A 19538-nucleotide genomic window follows, 5' to 3' on the forward strand; every position below is an offset into this window, starting at 1 on the left:
GCGCGTATCCCTCAAAAGGTGTAACCGGGATTACATCCATCGCTTCCGGGTATGCCCGGGTGGCCGATGAGGGAACGGGGAAAAGCGCGGAGAGTGGAATCCTGGCCACTTTGCCAGATCCCCTCCAGAGAAAGCGAGCCGCAACCCATGTTTGTAGCCTGGCGCGATATTCGATTTGCCACGGGCAGATTTGTCCTGATCGGCAGCGTGGTCACCCTGATCACCATCCTGGTCGGTTTCCTCAGCGGCCTGACCGCGGGGCTGGCCAATCAGAATATCTCCGCGATCACCGGCCTCGATGCCGATCGCATCGTTTTCTCCCAGCCCGCCGATAGCTCGGCCGATCCGAGCTTCGCCGATTCCTCGGTCACCGCCGCACAGGCCGAGGATTGGGCCCGGGCCGAGGGCATCTCCCGCGTGGAGCCGCTGGGTATCGTGCAGTCCCGGCTCACCGCCGGCGCCCGCGTCTCGGGCGTCTCGCTCTTTGGGGTGCAGCCCTCGTTTGGTGAGCTCGCCCCCGCGGCCGGATCCGTCACGCTCGGGGAGAGCATCGCCCGGGACCTGGCCGTGGAGCCCGGGGATGCGGTGGCGCTCTCGGGTCACGACCTCACGGTATCCGCGGTGGTCCCCGATCAGTGGTTCAGCCATACCTCCGTGGCCTGGCTGAATATCGAGGACTGGCGCTCGGCCATGGCCCGCGGCGGCGAGGCCCCCTTCGCGAGCGTGCTCGCCGTGAGCGCCTCCGGCTCGCCCGATTGGACCGCCCTGGACTCCGCCACCGATACGGTTTCCGCGGATGTGCTCGGCTCGCTCCTGAATATCGGCTCGTTCCGCTCCGAGATCGGTTCGCTGCTGCTCATGGTGGGGATGCTCTTTGGCATTTCAGCGCTCGTGATCGGCGCCTTTTTCACCGTCTGGACCATCCAACGCTCGGGCGATATCGCCGTGCTGAAGGCGCTCGGCGCCGGCACCGGCCGGCTCGTCCGGGATGCGCTGGGCCAGGCCCTCGTGGTGCTCCTGGCCGGCGTGGGCCTGGGCATGCTCGTGACCGTGGGCCTCGGCCTCCTCGCCGGAAGCGTGTTGCCCTTTGTGCTGAGCCCCCTCACCACGCTGCTCCCCGCGCTAGCGATGATCCTGCTCGGCCTGGCCGGCGCCGGATTTGCCCTGCGCTCCGTCCTATCCACCGATCCCCTGACAGCCCTGGGAGGCACCCGATGATTGACCTGACCGATATTACGCTGACCTTTCCCGATGGCGACTCCGTGGTGACCGCCGTGGATCATGCCTCCCTGCAGGTGCCGCGCGGCACGGTGACCGCACTCACCGGCCCCTCGGGCTCGGGAAAGTCGAGCCTACTCGCGGTGGCCTCCACGCTGATCCGGCCCGATAGCGGCAGCGCCCTGATCGCCGGGGTGGACGTGGGAACCCTGAGCCGGGCGGAGGCAGCCGAGGTGCGGCGCACCCGGATCGGCATCGTCTTCCAGCAGGCCAACCTCCTGCCCTCGCTCACGAGCCTCGATCAGCTCGCGGTCATGAACGAGCTGGGCGGTCATTCCCGTTCCCGGCGCGCGGCCGTGCGCGAGCGGGCCCTGGGCCTGCTCGCCGAGGTGGGCCTGGAGGGGCAGGAAAATAAGCGTCCGCATCAGCTCTCGGGTGGCCAGCGGCAGCGGGTGAATATCGCCCGCGCACTCATGAATGATCCCGAGGTCCTGATCGTGGATGAACCCACCAGCGCCCTGGACCATGCGCGCGGTTCCGCGATCATCGACCTGATCATCACCCTCACCCGCACCCGCGAAACCGCGACGCTGTTGGTCACCCACGACCGCGGACACCTGCCGCGGATGGACAGCGTGCTGGTCATGAACGACGGCGTGCTGAGCGTGTCCGAGGATCCCGCCCTCGCCGCCTAAGCACTCCGCCGGGCGGGGCTTCCGCCCGGCGGACATCGGGGCCGGTCAGGATTCTTGACCTGCCGGGGGGACGCGGGTTAGCGTGTGGGTATCAACAGTGGAGGAACCCATGGCCCTTAAAAATCCCACCCCCGGATCACACCGCCCGGGTGCCACCGTACTCACCGCCCTCGCGACCGGCGGCCTGGTTCTGCTTGCGCCCGCCGCCGCCCGGGCCGATACCGGCGGGGTCCTCGCCGATACCGGTGCCGAGGGGGTTCCGTTCCTGATCGGCATCGCCGCGGTCCTGGTACTCGGCGGAATCGCCGCCTTCCTGGTCACCCGGAAGCGCCGCAAAAACGTGGAGGACGACGCGCCCGAGGCTCAGGACCCGGACGGCCCCGCGCCACTCTAGGCCGCGCCCCGGGCGCCTCCCGGGGCCCGGGATGCCACACTAAGGTACGGGGTTTACCCCGCGCCCGCGTTCCCGCCCGAAAGGATCACCCCATGACGATCACCGCCGCCGCCGATGGTTCCGCCCTCGGCAATCCCGGCCCCGCCGGCTGGGCCTGGTACGTCAATGATTCCTGCTGGGGCGCCGGTGGATGGAAATACGCCACCAATAATCAGGGCGAGCTTAAGGCCGTCCTGGAGCTCTTCCGCGCCACCGCCCACCTCGATGAGGACCTGCTGGTGCTCTGCGATAGCCAGTATGTGATCAACTCGGTGACCAAGTGGATGCCCGGATGGAAAAAGAAGGGCTGGCGCAAGGCCGACGGAAAGCCGGTGCTGAACGTGGACCTGCTGCGCGAGATCGACGAGGCACTCGTGGGCCGCCGCTACCGCTTTGAGTGGGTCAAGGGTCACGCCAACCATCCGCTGAACGAGGCCGCCGATTCCCGCGCCCGCGCCGTCTCCGAGGCCTATCAGGCCGGCCGGCCGATCCCCTCGGGCCCCGGCTGGGTGGACGCACCGGGCACGGCTCGGGCGGAACGTTCCCCGCGCACCCCCGCGTTTTCCGAGCCCGAGGCCCCCGCCGCGCAGCCGGGACTCTTCGATTTTGACGAGCCCGCCGAGCCCATCACCCTGAGCCTCACGCTAACCCCCGGGGAGCATGCGCGACTCGCCGAGCGTGCAAGAAGTCGCGGCATCACCCCCGAGGCGCTCCTGCGCGATATGATCTGAGCCAGAAGATGCGGTGCCCTCCCCGATAATCGGGGCGGGCGGGGAGCCGCACGGCAACACGTCACCAGACGGGGGTAACGATGAATACACAGACACACGGTGTCGCGCCTCTCAGCGAGGCCGAGCTGCTTGATCTCGAGGCGCTTTTGCGCGCCCGCAGGACCGAGCTGGAGGAGGACGGCGCCCGCATCGAGGAGGCGCTGGAGGCCGTTCGTGTGGCCCGCGAGGATTCCACCACGGATGATGAACACGACCCCGAGGGCCCCACTCTCACCAATGAGTGGTCGCGGCTATCGGGCCTGCGCGATGACCTCGCCCCCAAGCTTGCAACCGTGGACGGGGCACTCGCCAAGATCGCCGCGGGCACCTATGGAATCTGCACGCGCGACGGGGCACCGATCGGTGCCGCGCGGCTCGAGGCGCGCCCCGAGGCCGAGCTGTGCATCCACTGCGCCCGCGAGCTTGAGGCGCGCCGCTAACTCCCCGGCCCGTTAAAAACCGCCGCCCGGCATCGCAGGGCGGCGGTTTTTCCGTACCCGGCTAGACGCGGGAGGTGCCCATCAGCGCGGCCATCGACTGCGCCTGCGCATCGGTGAGAGAGGCAACATAGTCCACGATTGCGCGCCCCCGACCGCGGCGGTGAATGCTGAGGTCATCGGTGGGACCTGACAGCGATTCCGGGGTGCTCTCGCGCAGCTCAAAATAGCTCTCGGTGGCGTCCTCGGCCGATTCCAGGAGCCGGCGCGGGGCACGGAAGGCATCGTGCGGATCGCGCAGCCATTCGTCCAGGCCCAGCACAAGCGATTCCACGAGCCGGGCCTGTCCGCGCTGGGCGGTGGCCAGATCGGGGTTATCCAAGACAAACCGGGAGTGCACAAATTTCAGCACCATCACGTCATGCCACGCCTGGCGTTCCAGCCGCACGTGGCCGCTGCGCACATGCGGGGTGGCCTCGACCACGATCGAACGCTGGAAACGGTCCAGCCAGCGCCGGATGAAGGCGGAGAGAGCGCGTTCGCTATTAATGCCGCCGTCGAAGGGCACCGCGAGCAGTCCGTCCACGAGCTCCCGGTTCACCCGGTCCACGGCATTGCGGAACGCCTCGTCATCGGCGATCCAGGAGTCCCGGGACAGCGCCCGCCGGCGCAGCAGCTCCAGCGCGTTGCCGGGGGTGCGGGTATCGGCCTCCAGCTCGCGCCGGTCCAGCGCTGCAAGCGCTGAGCGCGAGCGCAGCCACGTGCGCAGCTCGGAGGACACCGATGCGTGTTGGAGCACACCGGCGCGATAAAAATCGTCCAGGTCGTGCAGCGAATAGGCGATGTCATCGGCGATGTCCATGACCGAGCACTCCACCGTCTGCTGCCACGGCGCGATCGCGGGATAGGCGGCGCGCACGCGGGCAATCTCGCGCTCATGCAGGCTATAAATCGAGAATTTATGGGCACCCGTGGACAGCACGTCCCCCACGCCTCGCGGGCGCAACTCGGGTGCCAGCTCGGTATTTTCCGTGGCCCAGGGCAGGCGCGTCCAGGGATATTTCAGGACCGCCGCACGCACCGCGGCCGTGAGGTTCAGGCCCGGCTGTGCGGCACCGTGGGTATCCAGCTCGGTGAGGATGCGGAACGTCTGCGCATTGCCCTCAAATCCCTCGGGCAGCCCCAGCCGCTCGCGGGCCACCCGGTCCAGGACCTGCTCACCCAGGTGACCAAACGGGGGATGCCCCAGATCGTGGGCGCTGGCCGCGGCCTGCACCACCACGGGATCGCAGCCGCCGAGGGAGTCGAGGATCGCGCGGGTCTGCGGATCGGAGTGGACCAGCGAAACGGCGATCTCGCGCGCGACCGATGTGACCTTAATCGAGTGGGTCAGCCGATTATGAATTACCGGGCCCACGCTCGCCTGCGGAATCACCTGGGTCACCGCGGAGAGGCGGGAAAAATACGGGGAGAAGCGCAGCCGCTCCAGATCGATGCGATAGGGGCGAGATTCCCGCCCCTCGGTCTCCACCGGTTCGGCTATGACGCGCTCCTGGCGCGGGTCGAGAATCTGATCGCTCATCGGGCACTCACCTTCCACGCCAAATCCTGGCGTGACAGCATCCTAGAACACCCGCGGCACGCGGGTGGCTCCCCTCACCGCAACATTCGGGTTATCGGGGCAAGGGGAACCGGTCTTCGGGGGGAGGAAGGGTGCGGGACGGGCCTTGGCTCCGTCCGCAACCGCGCTGTGGTGGGAGCGGGTTCGGGCCCGCTCCCACCGTCGACGTGCGGCGTCTGACCCCAGCCTAGGGGCGGCGGGCGGGCGCCGATCCGGGGGTGAGAGGAACTTCACCCCGGGGTTCACCCCCGCGCGAGTGGGCGGGCTAGGCGGGGTCCTCCGGGGTGAGGATTCCCAGGCTCGCGGCGCGCATCACGGCGTCCCGGCGATTGCCCACATCCAGCTTGCGAAACAGCGAACGGGTCTGGGTTTTTACGGTGTTCTGGGAGACGGTGAGTTCGGCGGCCGTCTCGGCCACGCTCAGCCCGCGGGCGATATGTTCCAGGACAAGGAGCTCGCGCGCGGAGAGCTGCACGCGGGGAGTCTCGCGCGCCCAGACCGCGGGCAGGGTGTCCAGCAGCGCGGCCAGCGCGGCGGCGGATGCGGGATCGGAGTGTTCGGCCGCGAGATCCACGAGCCGCTCCAGGCCCCCGCGCGGCACCTGCAGCAGCGGCAGGGAGAGGCCCCATTCGCGCAGCGTCAGGAGCGCATTGCCGAGTTCCGCAACCGCGCTTTCAGCCTCCTCACTCCCGGCCAGGGCCACCGCAAATAGCAGGTGGCAGAGTGCCCGCTCGCGCGGGGAGAGCTCGGCGGAGTTTAGCCCGGCCAGGGCGACCGCGGCGCGGCGATGCTCACCCATCAGGAGATCGCGGCGCGCATGAAACAGGACCACACAGGACAGGCCGCGGTCGAGCCTTTCGGTGAGCCGATCCGCGCGCGCCACATTGCCCGCGCCGAGTTCCAGATCGGCCTGGAGCACACTCAGCCGGGTGCGCAGGACCCGGGTGATCGCGGGTTGGCGGCGCGCACCCATCCGGGTCTCCAGGCGAAGGAGCGCATCGGACCGCCGCCCGTCGATCAGATCACAGAGCACCAGGATTTCCACGAGCCCACCCCAGTGCTCACTCGTCTCAATCTCCGGCAGGTATTCGTGGATATGCTCGCGGGCCGCCGCGGTATCAAACCGTTCCAATTCCAGCGCCGCGCGGGCCACAGCGCCCAGCGTGGTCAGATAGATCCGGGTATTTCCGGTGAAGGGAGGGAGTGCATCCAGCTCGCGCAGGGAGGCCGCGGCGGCATCCATATCCCCCAGCACCGCATAGACCCCCGCGGTCAGCGAGAGCCCATGATAGGGATCGCTGAGCTGGCGCGGCGGGGTGGCCGCGAGCGACGCGGCCAGGAGCTCCAGGGCGCGGGCGGTATCCCCGGCGTAGAGATGCGTGATCGCATTATGGTTAAACAGGAGCGGGAGGATGCTGCCGAGGCTCTCGGCCGATCCGGCGGGCAGCTCCGCGATCCGCACATCCGCCTCGCGCACCGCGCGCAATGCCTGCGGGAAGCGACCCAGCACCCGGTAGGCCGCCGCCTGGATCGAGGAGAGGATCACCTTCTCGCTGATCGAGGCCCGCTCATAGCGCCCGCGTACCCCGGTGACCGCGAGGGTGAAATACTCGGCTGAACGCAGGCGGGTATGCCCGTTGGCGTTATACACGAGGGCGAGGGCCATACAGAGCACGGGGAAACGGCGGATGCGCAGCAGCAGAATCTCGCGGAGACGATCGCGCAGGAGGGCGCCGTGCTCGGCGGTCAGCTCGTTAAAATTGCGCCAGACCACCTCGGAGGCCAACTCATAATTGCCCGAGGATACCGCGCGCGTCAGGGCCTCCCCCGGCAGGTTATGTGTCATCTTCCAGACCACCAGCCGCCGCGAGGCCTCCTCCGCGAATACGCGGTGATCACGCTGGAGTTCCGTGGTCATTCGGGCGCGGGCGGCGGGATCGAGGACCAGAATATCCTCCTGCATCGGACCCGTTGCGGGCCGATTCCCGGGTTGCGTCAGGCCGGGCAGCAGCGCCAGGGCGCCCGCCCTCCCGTCCACCAGCACCTCGGCGAGGGCGAGGGGCAGCTTCTCGGGGAGGGCAAGCGAGAGGAAGCGCGCGTATTCCTCGGTGGAGGAGCTCTCGCTGCGCGCCCGCAGGAGCGAAAATTCGATCAGGGCATCGCGGCCGTTCGGGGCGTGTTGTCCCCCCTCGGCCAGGGCGCGGGCGGCGAGCCGGATGGCCCCGGGGTGGCCGCCGAGGACCGTGCGGAGCTCGGCCTCGGCGGCGGCGGGATCGGCCACGCCCAGGAGGGCAAAATAGGCGCGGGTCTGTTCCGGGCTGAAGTGGAGATCCCCGGCGCGGAGCCGGGAGAAATCCAGATTGGCATCGTCCGCCGCCCGGGCCAGGCCGCCCAGATCGCTGCCGAGGGCGATCACGCGCAGCCCGGGGCAGCCGCGCACCACGGCCACCAGGTCCGCGATCCACTCGGGCTCGCGGATGTATTGGGCATCGCGCAGGATCAGGGTGAGCTCGCCGCGGTCCCCCGCCCAGCGCACCAGGGCCTCCCGGCCCGGGCCGTCACCCGCGAATCCGGGATGCTCGGGATGGTCCACGAGGCGCGCGATCATCCGCCAAAATTCCTGGCGGTGGAGCCCGGGGCCGATGCCGATCCAGGCCCCCTCGAGCTCGCGGTTCCGGGCTGCCCACTGGGCGGCGAGCGTGGTTTTTCCCGCTCCGGGGCCGGCTTCGAGCAGGATGAGTCCGGCCTCACCAAGCGGAATATCGCGGGTAAGGAGATGGGTGGGCAGGCGCGGGACATAGCGAATCATGTGTCCGTCCCCCTCGTACCGGTTGGGGTGCGCCGGGTGCGCCCCCGCAATAACCCGAAGACAAACCTACCGTTATGCACGCGATGTGGCCAGGACCCACTACGGAAACGCTGCGGGCGGCCCCGCCGGGGGTGGGGCCCGGGCCGCGCGGGGCAGGGCGGCCCCGAAAAACAGCGACCTGCCAGCCTCGGGCGGGCTCGGCGGATCTAGTGTCGAGGGATGGGGAGGGCAGAAAAAACCCCGGTAGCATGCCGACTCAAGTTCGACAGAGGCATATACCGGGGACTTCGTGTTTAAGCGTACATAGAGGAAGGGAAATAGTCCAGTGGATTTTACCGAGCAAGAGATTTTTGCGTTGGACCGGTCGATCACCCCGGCCCGGATGGGCGCGTATCGCGCGGCCGCCGCGGGCGATCCCGGCCGTGCCCGCGAGCTTTATCTCCGGGACCGCCGGCTTGCGGGGGCGTTCCTGGCCGATCTGGGCCTCCTGGAGGTGGCATTGCGTAATGCGATGAATAGACAGCTCGCGCTGCGCTGGGAAGATACCTGGTATCACAATAGGGAAATGCCGCTTGATGATCGCTCCCTGGCGGCGCTGTCCCGGGCCTGGGCGCAGGTGCCGGGGGAACGCACCCCCGGCCGGGTGGTGTCCTCGTGCATGCTGGGGTTTTGGCGCGGGCTCCTGGACCGGGGCGATCATGTGGGCCGCCCTCCGCGCCGCGCGCGCTGCGATTATGAGGTGCTGTGGCGCGGGGTTTTGGATCGTGCTTTCCCGGGTGGTCGCGCCATTTCGCAGGTGGATGCGGCCCGCTGGAACCGGGACTATGCCCACGGGGTGGTCTCGCGCGTGAATGATCTGCGCAATCGGGTGGCCCACCATGAGCCCCTCGTCAACGGGTTTCCCCTGAGCGGTCAGCGCCGCAGGCTTTCCGTGGGCGAGGCGGCGGCGGATTGTCTCCGGCTGGCGGGCATGCCCGATCGCGACCTGGAGTCGGTATTGCGCCGTACCTCCACGGTGCCGCGGATCCTGAACCAGTCTCCCCAATCCTCCTAGCGTCCGGCGGTGTGCCCGGTGGAGATGACGGTTGCGAATTTCAGACCCGGCCTCGGTCGGCCAGGTGGATTTATGCGGGTATGAGCGGGTTTCCCCGGCGTGCGCGGAACACATAGCGGCCCCACCCGGCCCGGTCGAGGGGCGACTCGGGACGGGATGAGCCCGCACTAAACCCACTATGACCCCGAACTCTCCGAAGGGCACTCGGGGAAAAGACGTGCGCTCACCGAACACGCTACGACCCCGAAGGCAGGGTTGGGGAAAGAAGTGCGCGCGCCGAACGAGTCACCGCCCCGAACTCCCCGAAGGGTACTTAGAGAAAAAGAAGTGCGCGCCGAACGAGACACGGCCCCCGAACTCTCCGAAGGCAGGGGTAGGGGAAAGAAGTGCGCGCGCCGAACGAGACACGGCCCCGAACTCCCCGAAGGGTACTGAGAGAAAAAGAAGTGCGCGCGGCGGGCCCGTACATCCTCCGTCCCCACGGAGGGCGGGCCCGCGGCGCTGCAGGTTATTGGGTGGCGTCTTCCTCCGCGGCGGCCGCAACATCGGTGCGGGAGATCCAGACGAGCAGTGCGGTTCCCCCGAGCGCGAGCACCAGGGCGATACCCAGGTAGAGGCGCGCGTAGGCGCGGCCCGGGTCGAGGAGCACCATGAGGATGAGCACAAACGAGAGCGTGGCGGCGCTGATGACGATCAGCCGGCGCACCCTCGCGGTGGTGGACCCGTCCACGGACAGCGCGGCGACCGGGGCGCTGGTGCGCGCCGGTTCCAGGGTGTCCAGGTGTTGGGTCATGATTCCACCATCGGCCCTTTGGGGCGGGCGCACAAGTCGTCCTTTTGGTGGACATCGGGCGCGGCGCGGCGTGTCGCCCCAGAAATACTATCCGCGGGACAGCAGGGAGGACACCCGGAGCTTTGCCGAGTTGATCCAGACCTCGGAGAACTCCACGGGGGTGCCGTCCACCAGATAGGTGATCTGCTCGAGGTGCTGCATCGGTATATGGGCCGGCAGTCCCAGCGATTCGCTCACCTCGGCGGGTGCCGCAACGGCGGCGAAGGTGCGGCGGCCGGAGCCGATGCGCAGGCCAAATTCGCCCTCGAGGGCACCAAAGAGGGTGGAGTGGGCAAAATCGGTGTCCTGGATGCCCGGCGCGAGGTCAAGGCGCACATAGTTCACGAGATAGGCCACGGGGGCGTCCCCGGTGAGGCCCTGCCGGGTAAGCCGGAAGACGCGGGAGTCCGTGGGCGAGTCCAGGAGCGAGGCCGCATTGGTGGGGGGATCGATCACCTCGGCCCCGATCACGCGGGTATGCCAGGGGATGCCCTGCGCGGCAAAATCCTCGGCGAGGCTGCGCAGGCTCTGCGCGATCGCGGGTTCAATCGTGGCGGAGGTGACAAAGGTTCCGCGCCCGCGGGTATGCACCAGGACCCCCTCGTCCACGAGGGTCGAGATGGCGCGGCGCAGCGTGCCGCGGCTGATGCCGAGGTCCACGGCGAGATCGGGCTCGGCCTTCAGCCGGTAGTGCGGCTGCCAGCGTCCCGAGGCGATGCGCGCACGCATTTCCTCGCTGACCTGGACGTGTAGGGGCGCGGGCAGGGACCGGTCAAACTCAAAACTGTCCGGACTCACTGGCTCCGCGCCCCCTTGCGACTAAAAAACGGTGACGACTAGTAGCTCTTGGCGCCGTCGATGTTCTGCATGATCTGGATTCCCGCGCTGGTGCCCACGCATACGGCGCCGGCCTCGAGCAGCGAGATGGTCTGCTCATAACCGGTGATGGCACCGGAAGCCTTGACCAGAACACCCTCGGGTGCACGCTCAACAAGGTAGCGCACGGAGGCGGGGGATGCGGTCTCCACCGCGCCGCTCGAGGCGTTCTTGAGGTAGCGGGCTCCGGCCTCGATGGCCAGCTCCACGGCGGTTTCCTTCTCCTGGTCGTTGAGCAGGGGCAGCTCCAGCATGACCTTGATCGGCACGCCGGCGGCGCGCACGACGCCCGCGATGTCCTCGCGGAATCCGTCGAAGTCGCCGCTCTTAAGCCAGCCCACCTGGACTCCGATGTCGATCTGGGTGGCGCCCAGGCGCACGAGCTCGGCGGCCTCGGCGGCCTTGCCGGCGCTGGTCATGCAGCCCACGGCGGGGAAGTCCAGGGCCGAGGCGACCTCGATGCCGGTTCCGGCGAGGATATCGGCGGTGAGCTTGACCCAGGAGCCGGGGACCATCGCGGCGTTAAAGCCGTACTGCACGGCCTCCTGAACGTGGGCGGTCATCTCGTCGCGGGTGATTCCGGTGCCGATCTTGGTGTGCTGGATATAGGGGGCCAGCTCGGCGGGGGCGAGGCTACGGAAGTCAACGGTCATGTGCTTTGTCCTTTGTGTATGTGGTGCGGTGTTACTGATGGGTAATTTTTTGGGGGGAGAAACTCTAGGGCAGGTCGCTGCGGTGCGGCAGCGAGGGGATCACGTCGGGGCCACTCACGGTGATCGATCCCACAACCGAGGCGAAGCCCGCGGCCTCCGCGAGGCTCTTGCCCTCGGTGAGGGCCACGGCGAGCGCGCCGGTGAAGGAATCGCCCGCCCCGGTGGTATCCACGAGCTTTTTCGGGGGGATCGGGGCGATCGGGGTCAGCCCGGCGGGGGTGGCGATGAGGGCGCCATCGGCCCCGCGCGTGACCACCACATCGGCGGCGGTATAGGCCTGGAAGAGTTCGGCGAGTTCCTCGACCGAGCGCGGGTCTTCCTGGGTCACGCCGAGCATCGTCTTGAGCTCGGAGTTATTCGGGGTGACCACGTCTACCCAGAGCCAGGCCTCGTCGGGGAGGACGTGTGCGGGGGCGGGGTTGAGGATGGTGCGGGTGCCCTCCTCGTGGGCGATGCGCAGCGCGGCGATGGCCACGGGCACCGGGATTTCCAGCGAGATTACGGCGATATCGGCGGCGGCGAGGGCCGGGCGGAATGCCTCGACGTCCTCGGGGACCAGCTCGTTCAGCACCCCGGGGGCCACGATGATGCGGTTCTCCCCGTCGGGCTCGACCAGGATGACGCCAACCATCGTGGCGCCCTCGCCGGTCACGACGTGGGCGTCGATGCCCTCGCTGGCCCAGAGTTCGCGTGCCTCGCGGCCATAGGCGTCATCGCCCAGTGCCGTGAGGAAGCTGACGGAACCGCCGAGCCGGGCGGCGGCGACCGCCTGATTGGAGCCCTTTCCGCCGTGTCCGGCCGAAAAAACTCCGCCGGCGACCGTCTCGCCGGCGCCGGGGACGGCGTCCACGCGCATGCTGAGGCCAACACCATAACTACCCACAACCGCAATGTTCATTGGGACCCTTATGTCTATATACATTTATGTACAACTAGACCGTACCTGTTATACGATGAGTTACGCAACGGTGCTGAGTCCGGATTCTTTTTGGAATCGGGCGTTCCAGGCCGGAGCTCTCTTTACTCTCCCCGGACCCGCCTGAACGGAACTGATATTCATGACCGCTAACCGTATCCCCCTGATCATCGACACGGACACCGCACAGGATGACTGCGTTGCACTCCTCGTGGGCCTGCTTGATCCCACCGCGGATCTGCGCGCCATCACCATGGTGGCCGGAAACGTCGGCTTTGACCGCCAGTTCCAGAACGCCAACCTCACGCTGAACGCCGCCGGCAAGCTCGGCGAGGTTCCCATCTACCTCGGCTGCCGCCGCCCCATGGTGCGCGAGTGGGTCTCCGCCGAGAACGTCCACGGCGACGGTGCCGGCGGACTCTCGATGGACTTCACCGGCCTGGCCCCCGAGGCCGAGCACGGCGTGGACGCGATGATTCGCGTGGTGGCCGAGAACCCGGGCGAGGTCAACATCGTGGCGATCGGCCCGCTCACCAACGTGGCCATGGCCGCGGTCAAGGACCCCGACTTCGTAAAGAACGTAAAGAGCCTGTACATCATGGGCGGCTCCAATAACGGTCGCGGCAATATCACCGCCGCCGCCGAGTACAACTTCTACGTGGACCCCGAGGCCGCCCGCACCGTATTTGAGGCCGGCTTTGATATCACCATCATCCCCTGGGACCCGCTGACCCTGCGCGATGCCGTGTTCTCGCGCGAGCGCCTCGCGCAGATCGCCGAGATCACCACCCCGCTGGCCGCGTTCTTCAGCCGCGTCGTGGGAAGCACCCTCGACTTCGACGAGAGCGTGGGCATCGCCGGCTCGACCCACCCCGACTCCCTCACCGCCGCCGTTCTGCTGCACCCCGAGCTGGTCACCGCCGCCTCGGATTACGCGGTTGACGTGGAGACCGGTTCCGAACTCACCCGTGGCTACTCCGCGATGTCTTGGGGCGTCCACGGACTCAAAAATAACGCGCGCGTTATTGAGAGCGTGAGCGAGGACGGTTTTTATGAGTACATTACGGGCCTGATCAGCCAGGAAACCGTGCCTAACCGACCCTTCATCTAGGTCGTCGTACCGGGTCCGATTCTTACGAATCGGACTCGGTCCTGGGCAATGGCGCCCGGACCCGTATTCAAGCGAATACGATTACGACTACACAGCAATTCGGGAAGTGTCCCGAGCCCCACCCCCCCTGGAGGACTTTCAATGAAGATTAGTACCCGTCAGCGCGCCCTTGCCGGCGTAGCCCTCACCGGCGCAGCCATGCTGCTCCTCAGCGGCTGTGGAGCCGCCCCCGAAAAGTCCGAGGGATCGGGCGAGAAGAAGAACTTCCTGGCCTGCGCCGTTTCGGACGAGGGTAGCTGGAACGATAAGAGCTTCAACGAGGCGGCCATGGGTGGCCTCATCAAGGCCAAGGACGAGCTGGGCATTAAGCTCAGCGATGCCGAGTCGCACTCCACCGAGGACTTCGATACCAACCTCACCGCCATGGTCAACGCCGGCTGTGACATCACCTTCGCCGTGGGCTTCGACCTGATCGGACCGGTTAACGCCACCGCTAAGGCCAACCCCGAGCTGAACTTCGTCTCCGTGGACGGCTATTCCGAGGGCAACGATAACCTCAAGCCCGTTGAGTACGCCTCCGACCAGTCCAGCTACCTCGCCGGCTACCTCGCCGCCGCCTATAGCAAGACCAAGGTCATCGGCACCTATGCCGGACTGAACGTCCCCGCCGTCACCATCTTCATGGACGGCTACTACTACGGAGCCAAGGCCTGGGAGAAGGAGACCGGCACGCCGATCACCGTCGTCGGCTATGACCCCGCCAATAAGGACGCCGGAGACTACGTCGGAAACTTCGCCGACTCCGGTAAGGCCAAGTCGATCAGCGCCGGTCAGCTCGAAAAGGGCGCCGACGTGATTTACCCCGTGGCCGGCGGCCTGTTCAGCGCCACCTCGGAGGCCATCAAGGAGTCCGGTAAGGACGCCGTATTCATCGGTGTGGATAAGGACATCGCCGTCACCAGCCCCGAGTACGCCGATCAGGTACTCGTCTCGGTTGAGAAGCGCATGACCGACGCCGTCTACGACGTCATCAAGGAGACCCTCGATAAGGGCTTCAACTCGGAGCCCTACCTCGGAACCCTCGCCAATAAGGGAACCGTGCTCTCCTCCTTCCACAAGTTCGAGGATAAGGTCTCCCCCGAGATCGTTGCCTCGCTGAAGAAGATCGAAGAGGGCATCATCGACGGAAGCATCGACCCCCTGAAGTAGTATTTCTTTCGGCCGGTTTAAGCCTGAAGGTTGCGGGGTGCGAGTAATCGCGCCCCGCAACACCTGGCTAAACCCTCCATTTTTCTCCCTCCCCCCACCCACCCGCTTGAGAAATACGGATGAGCATGAAACTTGAACTGCGCGGCATAACCAAGCGCTTCGGGGCCCTCGTCGCCAACGATCACATCAATTTGACCGTTGAGCCCGGGGAAATCCACTGTCTGCTTGGAGAGAACGGCGCCGGTAAATCGACGCTGATGAACGTACTGTACGGCCTATACCGTGCCGAGGAAGGCGATATCCTCCTCGACGATACCGTTGTGAAATTCGAGGGCCCGGGCGATGCCATGGCCGCCGGAATCGGAATGGTCCACCAGCACTTCATGCTGATCCCCGTCTTCACCGTCGCCGAGAACGTGATGCTCGGACACGAGCCCACCAAATCCGGTGGCCGCCTCGACCTCCCCGCCGCCCGCGCCCTCGTGCGCGAGATCTCCGGACGCTTCGGCTTTGAAATCGACCCCGATGCCGTGGTCGAGGACCTGCCCGTGGGCGCCCAGCAGCGCGTGGAGATCATCAAGGCACTCGCCCGCGACGCCAAGATCCTGGTACTGGATGAGCCCACCGCCGTGCTCACGCCGCAGGAAACCGATGAGCTCATGAACATCATGAAGCAGCTCGCCGCGGCCGGTACCTCCATCGTTTTTATTACCCATAAGCTGCGCGAGGTGCGCGAGGTGGCCAACCGGATCACCGTGATCCGCCTCGGCAAGATCGTGGGCACCGCCGATCCGAAGAGCTCCTCCACCGAGCTGGCCTCCCTCATGGTGGGCCGCGCGGTGGACCTGACCGTGCATAAGGAACCGGCCAAGCCGGGTGCCGATGCGCTGGTGGTCAGCGATCTGACCATCGTGGACGCCGACGGTGTTCCGCTGCTGGATAAGGTGTCCTTCACCATCCGCGCGGGCGAGGTCCTCGCGATTGCCGGTGTTGAGGGCAATGGCCAGACCCAGCTCACCGAGTCGATCCTGGGCCTGCGCCACGGCGTGCAGGGCTCGATTAAGCTTGATGATCGCGAGATCCTCGGCAAGTCCGTGCGCGAGGTCCTCGAGGCCGGCGTGGGTTTTGTGCCCGAGGACCGCAAGAAGGACGGCCTGGTGGCCGAGTTCTCGGTGGCCGAGAACCTCATGCTCGACCGCAGCTATGGCGAGCCCTTCTCCAAGGCCGCAACCATCAAGGGCGGTTATCTGCAGACCTTCGCGCGCGATGCGATCAAGGAATTTGATATCCGCACGCAGGGCACCGAGACGCTTGCCGGACGCCTGAGTGGTGGTAACCAGCAGAAGGTGGTGCTCGCCCGCGAGCTGGCCCGCGATCTGCGCCTGTTTATCGCCTCGCAGCCCACGCGTGGGCTCGACGTGGGCTCGATTGAATTTGTCCACGACCGCATTATCGCCACGCGCGATGCCGGCTGCCCCGTGCTGATCGTCTCCACCGAGCTCGACGAGGTGGTGGGCCTGGCCGACCGCATCGCCGTGATGTATCGCGGAAAGATCGTGGGCATCGTCCCGGCCGATACCTCGCGCGCGACCCTCGGCGAAATGATGGCGGGAATCGCCGCATGAGCCACTCCACCTCCCCCGTCCCCGGAATCCAGACAGCGGGTATCCCAGCATGACCGAGAATAACCCCGTCCCGGGCACCGTCGCCGAGGCGACCGGCCCGGCACCCGAGAAGCGCCGCGGCCGCCGCGGCGCCCCCCACGTCCACGAATCGCACCTCGTCTCGCAGATCCTGCGCGAGATCATGGGCGGCGGTGCCGTGCGCACCATCCTCGCAATCTTCTGCGGATTTGTGGTCGGGGCGATCCTGATCGCCGCAACCAATGAGGACGTCATCGAGGCCGCGGGCTATTTCTTCCAGCGCCCCGGGGATACCCTCGGTGCCGCCTGGACCGCGATCAGCAACGGCTATGGTGCCCTGTTCCGCGGTTCGATCTATAACGCCGACGCCCCCGATTTTGCGCGCGCCATTCGCCCGTTCACCGAGACCCTGCGCCTGGGTGCCCCGCTGATCGCGGCCGGCCTCGGCATCTCGCTGAGCTTCCGCGTGGGCCTGTTTAACATCGGTGGTAAGGGCCAGCTCCTGATCGGTGTGGCCTTCGCCAGCTATGCCTCGTTTGCGTGGCCCCTGCCCTATGGCATCCACCTGATCGTGGCCGTGGTCTTTGGTATCCTCGGTGCCGCCCTCTGGGGTTCGATCGTGGGTCTGCTCAAGGCCACCACCGGCGCCCACGAGGTGATCGTCACGATCATGCTGAACTACGTAGCCTTTAACCTCGTGACCTATCTGATGCGCTCGGGCTTCCTGCACGATCCCGCCGCCGGCGGCCACGCGCAGACCACCGCCCCGCTGCCCAGCGCCCAGCTGCCGCAGATCCTCGGCCCCGAGTATCCGCTGCACGCCGGGTTCCTGATTGTGCTCGCCGCCACCATCTTCTACTGGTGGCTCATGGAGCGCTCGACCATCGGATATCGCTTCCGTGCCGTGGGTATCAACCCCGATGCCGCGCGCACAGCCGGCATGAACGTGCCGCGCATCTATGTGCTCGCGATGGCCTCGAGTGCCGCGTTTGTTGGTATCGCCGGCGTGAACCAGACCCTCGGTCGCTCGACCGGTGTGACCCCCACGATCGACGCCGGTATCGGCTTCGACGGCATCACCGTGGCCCTGCTGGGTGGCGGTGGCGCGGTGGGTATCTTCTTCGCCGGCCTGCTCTTCGGGGCGATGAAGGCCGGTAGCCCCACGATGCAGATCGCCGAGGTCTCCCCCGAGGTTCTGCTGGTGGTTCAGGGCGTGATCGTGTTGTTCATCGCCGCCCCGCCGCTCGTGCGGGCCATCTTTAGACTCCCGAGCGCCAGCCCGGACGGACCGATCAGGTCCTTCTGGCGCGGCCTGACCAGCAGGAAGAGTGACGGCAAATGAGCGCCACGACCGTAACCCCGTCCACCGAGCCGGCCCAGGCCACGCGCCCGGTACCGCGCACCTGGAAGACCGCCATCTCGCTGGCCGTTTTTGCCCTGCTCGGGCTGATCGCCTTCGGTGTGCTCGGAGCCTCCAAGCCCGTCACATTCACCTGGACCGGTCGCGATACCGGTGTCACGCTGCCCGAGACGGTCGCGAACTCGCAGACCCTCGGCGTGGTCACGGGCATCCTGATGCTCGCGATCACCGCCTTCTCGGTCTGGCGCACCTGGAACCGGGTGAAGACCCCGGTCTGGGCGATTGTGCTCTTTGGCCTGCTGTTTATCACCGCGCTGCTCGCCTCGGTCGGGGCGGATGGCACGGTTCCCGTGATCTATCTGGCCACCGGTGCGCTGTCCTTCGCGGTGCCCGTGGTCTTTGGTGCTCTCGCCGGCGTGCTCGGTGAGCGCGTGGGTGTGGTGAATATCGCGATCGAGGGTCAGCTGCTGATGGGCGCGTTCCTCGCGGCCGTGATCGGCTCGATCACCGGCAACCTGTTCCTCGGCATCGCCGCGGCCATGGTGGCCGGGGCGCTCGTGGCGATGGTGCTTGCAGCGTTCTCGATCCGCTATCTGGTGGATCAGATCATCGTGGGTGTGGTGCTGAACGTGCTGGTGGCCGGCATCACGAGCTTCTTCTACTCGGCCGTGCTCACGCAGAACTCCAAGGAGACCAACTTCCCGGGAACCCTGCCGTTCCTGCCGATCCCGGGCCTCTCGCAGATCCCCGTGATCGGTCCGATCTTCTTTGATCACCGCATCACCACCTATGCCATGTTTATCCTCGTGCCGGTGGTGGGCTTCATCCTCTACCGCACCCGCATCGGCCTGCGCCTGCGCGCGGTGGGTGAGCACCCGCTCGCCGCCGATACCGTGGGTATCAACGTGAACCGCACCCGCTTCTGGGTGATGACCCTCTCCGGCCTGCTGGCCGGCCTGGGTGGTGCCGCGCTCACGATCGGTAGCGTGGGGCCCTTCGTCCGGGATATGAGCGCCGGCCAGGGATATATCGCCCTCGCCTGTGTGATCCTCGGCCGCTGGAACCCGTGGTACGCATCGATCGCCGCACTCCTCTTTGGTTTCTCCCGTATCTTCCAGGTATGGGCGGGACAGTCGGGGTCGGCCATTCCCGCCGACTTCATCGAAATGATCCCCTATGTGGTCACGCTGATCGCCGTTGCCGGTTTTGTGGGCAAATCGGTGGGTCCCGCGGCGGCCGGAAAGGCATACGTAAAGCAATGACCACCAATATCACCCCGCAGGTCCGCACCGAGGACGTGGACTGGCCCGCGCTGCGCGCCGCCGCAATTGCCGCCAAGGAAAACGCGTATGTGCCGTACTCGCACTTCCCGGTGGGCGCCGCGGCACTCGTGGACGATGGTCGCATCGTTCCCGGCTGCAACGTGGAGAATGCCTCCTATGGCATCGGCCTGTGTGCCGAGTGCGCGATCACCTCGGGCCTCATGATGACCGGCGGCGGCAAGCTGCTCGCGATGGTCTGCGTGGACGGCTCGGGCAACGCACTGATGCCCTGTGGCCGCTGCCGCCAGCTGCTCTTTGAGCACTCCGCCCCCGGAATGCTGATCGAATCCAGCACCGGGCCCGTCACCATCGAGGCGCTCCTGCCCGATGCGTTTGGCCCGCGCGACCTCGAAAACTACGCCGCCAACTAGCGCCCGGTTTTCCCCCGGACCGGCCCCCGCTCCCCTCGTATTGAGGGGAGCGGGGGCCGGTCTTTTTTCTCCCGGGCGGCGATCGGGGCGCGGGCGTGTAGTGTCGGGACTACGGGGTCGCCTCCCGACCCCAAAGACGGGAACCACT

Annotated in this window: 18 protein-coding genes; 12 read left to right on the forward strand and 6 right to left on the reverse strand. The window is 66.9% G+C overall.

Features of this window, described 5'->3' with window-relative positions; genetic code table 11:
- Nucleotides 1-147 precede the first annotated feature (147 nt).
- From KXZ72_RS08350 to KXZ72_RS08370, 5 genes are all read left to right on the forward strand, one after another.
- Complete coding sequence (locus tag KXZ72_RS08350; protein WP_226080163.1) at nt 148-1218, forward strand: ABC transporter permease; 1071 nt, start codon at nt 148-150, stop codon at nt 1216-1218.
- Nucleotides 1215-1913: an ABC transporter ATP-binding protein gene (locus KXZ72_RS08355; RefSeq protein WP_226080164.1), complete on the forward strand. Its 699-nt coding sequence runs from the start codon at nt 1215-1217 to the stop codon at nt 1911-1913. Before KXZ72_RS08350 ends, KXZ72_RS08355 begins: the two co-directional genes overlap by 4 nt.
- A 109-nt stretch (nt 1914-2022) precedes the next feature.
- A complete protein-coding gene (locus KXZ72_RS08360) occupies nt 2023-2307 on the forward strand; it encodes an LPXTG cell wall anchor domain-containing protein (protein ID WP_226080166.1) in 285 nt (94 codons plus the stop codon).
- Between the two features lie 92 nt (nt 2308-2399).
- Nucleotides 2400-3077: an RNase H family protein gene (locus tag KXZ72_RS08365; protein ID WP_226080168.1), complete on the forward strand. Its 678-nt coding sequence runs from the start codon at nt 2400-2402 to the stop codon at nt 3075-3077.
- Between the two features lie 80 nt (nt 3078-3157).
- On the forward strand, nt 3158-3556 hold the full coding sequence (locus KXZ72_RS08370) for a TraR/DksA family transcriptional regulator (protein ID WP_226080170.1): 399 nt from the start codon (nt 3158-3160) through the stop codon (nt 3554-3556).
- A 61-nt stretch (nt 3557-3617) separates the two neighbouring features.
- On the opposite strand, the gene KXZ72_RS08375 is transcribed toward KXZ72_RS08370, so the two are convergent.
- Entirely contained in the window at nt 3618-5135 is a 1518-nt protein-coding gene (locus tag KXZ72_RS08375) for a deoxyguanosinetriphosphate triphosphohydrolase family protein (RefSeq protein WP_226080172.1), read from the reverse strand.
- Nucleotides 5136-5439: 304 nt separating this feature from the next.
- Nucleotides 5440-7983: a LuxR C-terminal-related transcriptional regulator gene (locus tag KXZ72_RS08380; RefSeq protein WP_226080174.1), complete on the reverse strand. Its 2544-nt coding sequence runs from the start codon at nt 7981-7983 to the stop codon at nt 5440-5442.
- A 325-nt stretch (nt 7984-8308) separates the two neighbouring features.
- On the opposite strand from KXZ72_RS08380, the gene KXZ72_RS08385 reads away from it, so the two are divergent.
- On the forward strand, nt 8309-9037 hold the full coding sequence (locus KXZ72_RS08385; RefSeq protein WP_226080176.1) for a hypothetical protein: 729 nt from the start codon (nt 8309-8311) through the stop codon (nt 9035-9037).
- A 508-nt stretch (nt 9038-9545) separates the two neighbouring features.
- Here the strand turns inward: KXZ72_RS08385 and KXZ72_RS08390 are convergent.
- From KXZ72_RS08390 to KXZ72_RS08405, 4 genes are all read right to left on the reverse strand, one after another.
- Entirely contained in the window at nt 9546-9830 is a 285-nt protein-coding gene (locus KXZ72_RS08390; RefSeq protein WP_226080178.1) for a hypothetical protein, read from the reverse strand.
- 87 nt (nt 9831-9917) lie between these two features.
- Nucleotides 9918-10667, reverse strand: coding sequence for a GntR family transcriptional regulator (locus KXZ72_RS08395; protein ID WP_226080180.1), 750 nt, complete (start codon nt 10665-10667; stop codon nt 9918-9920).
- 38 nt (nt 10668-10705) lie between these two features.
- A complete protein-coding gene (gene deoC, locus KXZ72_RS08400; RefSeq protein WP_226080182.1) occupies nt 10706-11398 on the reverse strand; it encodes a deoxyribose-phosphate aldolase in 693 nt (230 codons plus the stop codon).
- Between the two features lie 64 nt (nt 11399-11462).
- The gene (locus KXZ72_RS08405; protein WP_226080185.1) at nt 11463-12356 is read right to left on the reverse strand and encodes a ribokinase; all 894 of its coding nucleotides are present in this window, start codon (nt 12354-12356) and stop codon (nt 11463-11465) included.
- Nucleotides 12357-12516: 160 nt separating this feature from the next.
- On the opposite strand from KXZ72_RS08405, the gene KXZ72_RS08410 reads away from it, so the two are divergent.
- The 6 genes from KXZ72_RS08410 (at nt 12517) to KXZ72_RS08435 (ending at nt 19390) form a co-directional block, all read left to right on the forward strand.
- The gene (locus KXZ72_RS08410; protein ID WP_226080187.1) at nt 12517-13485 is read left to right on the forward strand and encodes a nucleoside hydrolase; all 969 of its coding nucleotides are present in this window, start codon (nt 12517-12519) and stop codon (nt 13483-13485) included.
- A 141-nt stretch (nt 13486-13626) separates the two neighbouring features.
- Nucleotides 13627-14694, forward strand: coding sequence for a BMP family lipoprotein (locus KXZ72_RS08415; RefSeq protein ID WP_226080188.1), 1068 nt, complete (start codon nt 13627-13629; stop codon nt 14692-14694).
- Nucleotides 14695-14819: 125 nt separating this feature from the next.
- The gene (locus tag KXZ72_RS08420; RefSeq protein ID WP_226083486.1) at nt 14820-16319 is read left to right on the forward strand and encodes an ABC transporter ATP-binding protein; all 1500 of its coding nucleotides are present in this window, start codon (nt 14820-14822) and stop codon (nt 16317-16319) included.
- A gap of 49 nt (nt 16320-16368) precedes the next feature.
- A complete protein-coding gene (locus tag KXZ72_RS08425) occupies nt 16369-17679 on the forward strand; it encodes an ABC transporter permease (RefSeq protein ID WP_226080189.1) in 1311 nt (436 codons plus the stop codon).
- Nucleotides 17676-18959 (forward strand): ABC transporter permease, encoded by a 1284-nt coding sequence (locus KXZ72_RS08430; protein WP_226080191.1) that lies wholly within the window; start codon nt 17676-17678, stop codon nt 18957-18959. Before KXZ72_RS08425 ends, KXZ72_RS08430 begins: the two co-directional genes overlap by 4 nt.
- Nucleotides 18956-19390, forward strand: coding sequence for a cytidine deaminase (locus KXZ72_RS08435; protein WP_226080192.1), 435 nt, complete (start codon nt 18956-18958; stop codon nt 19388-19390). The genes KXZ72_RS08430 and KXZ72_RS08435 overlap by 4 nt, the downstream gene beginning before the upstream one ends.
- Nucleotides 19391-19538: the final 148 nt, after the last annotated feature.

The sequence above is a fragment of the Mycetocola spongiae genome, from assembly GCF_020424085.1.
Taxonomy (GTDB): Bacteria; Actinomycetota; Actinomycetes; order Actinomycetales; family Microbacteriaceae; genus Mycetocola; species Mycetocola spongiae.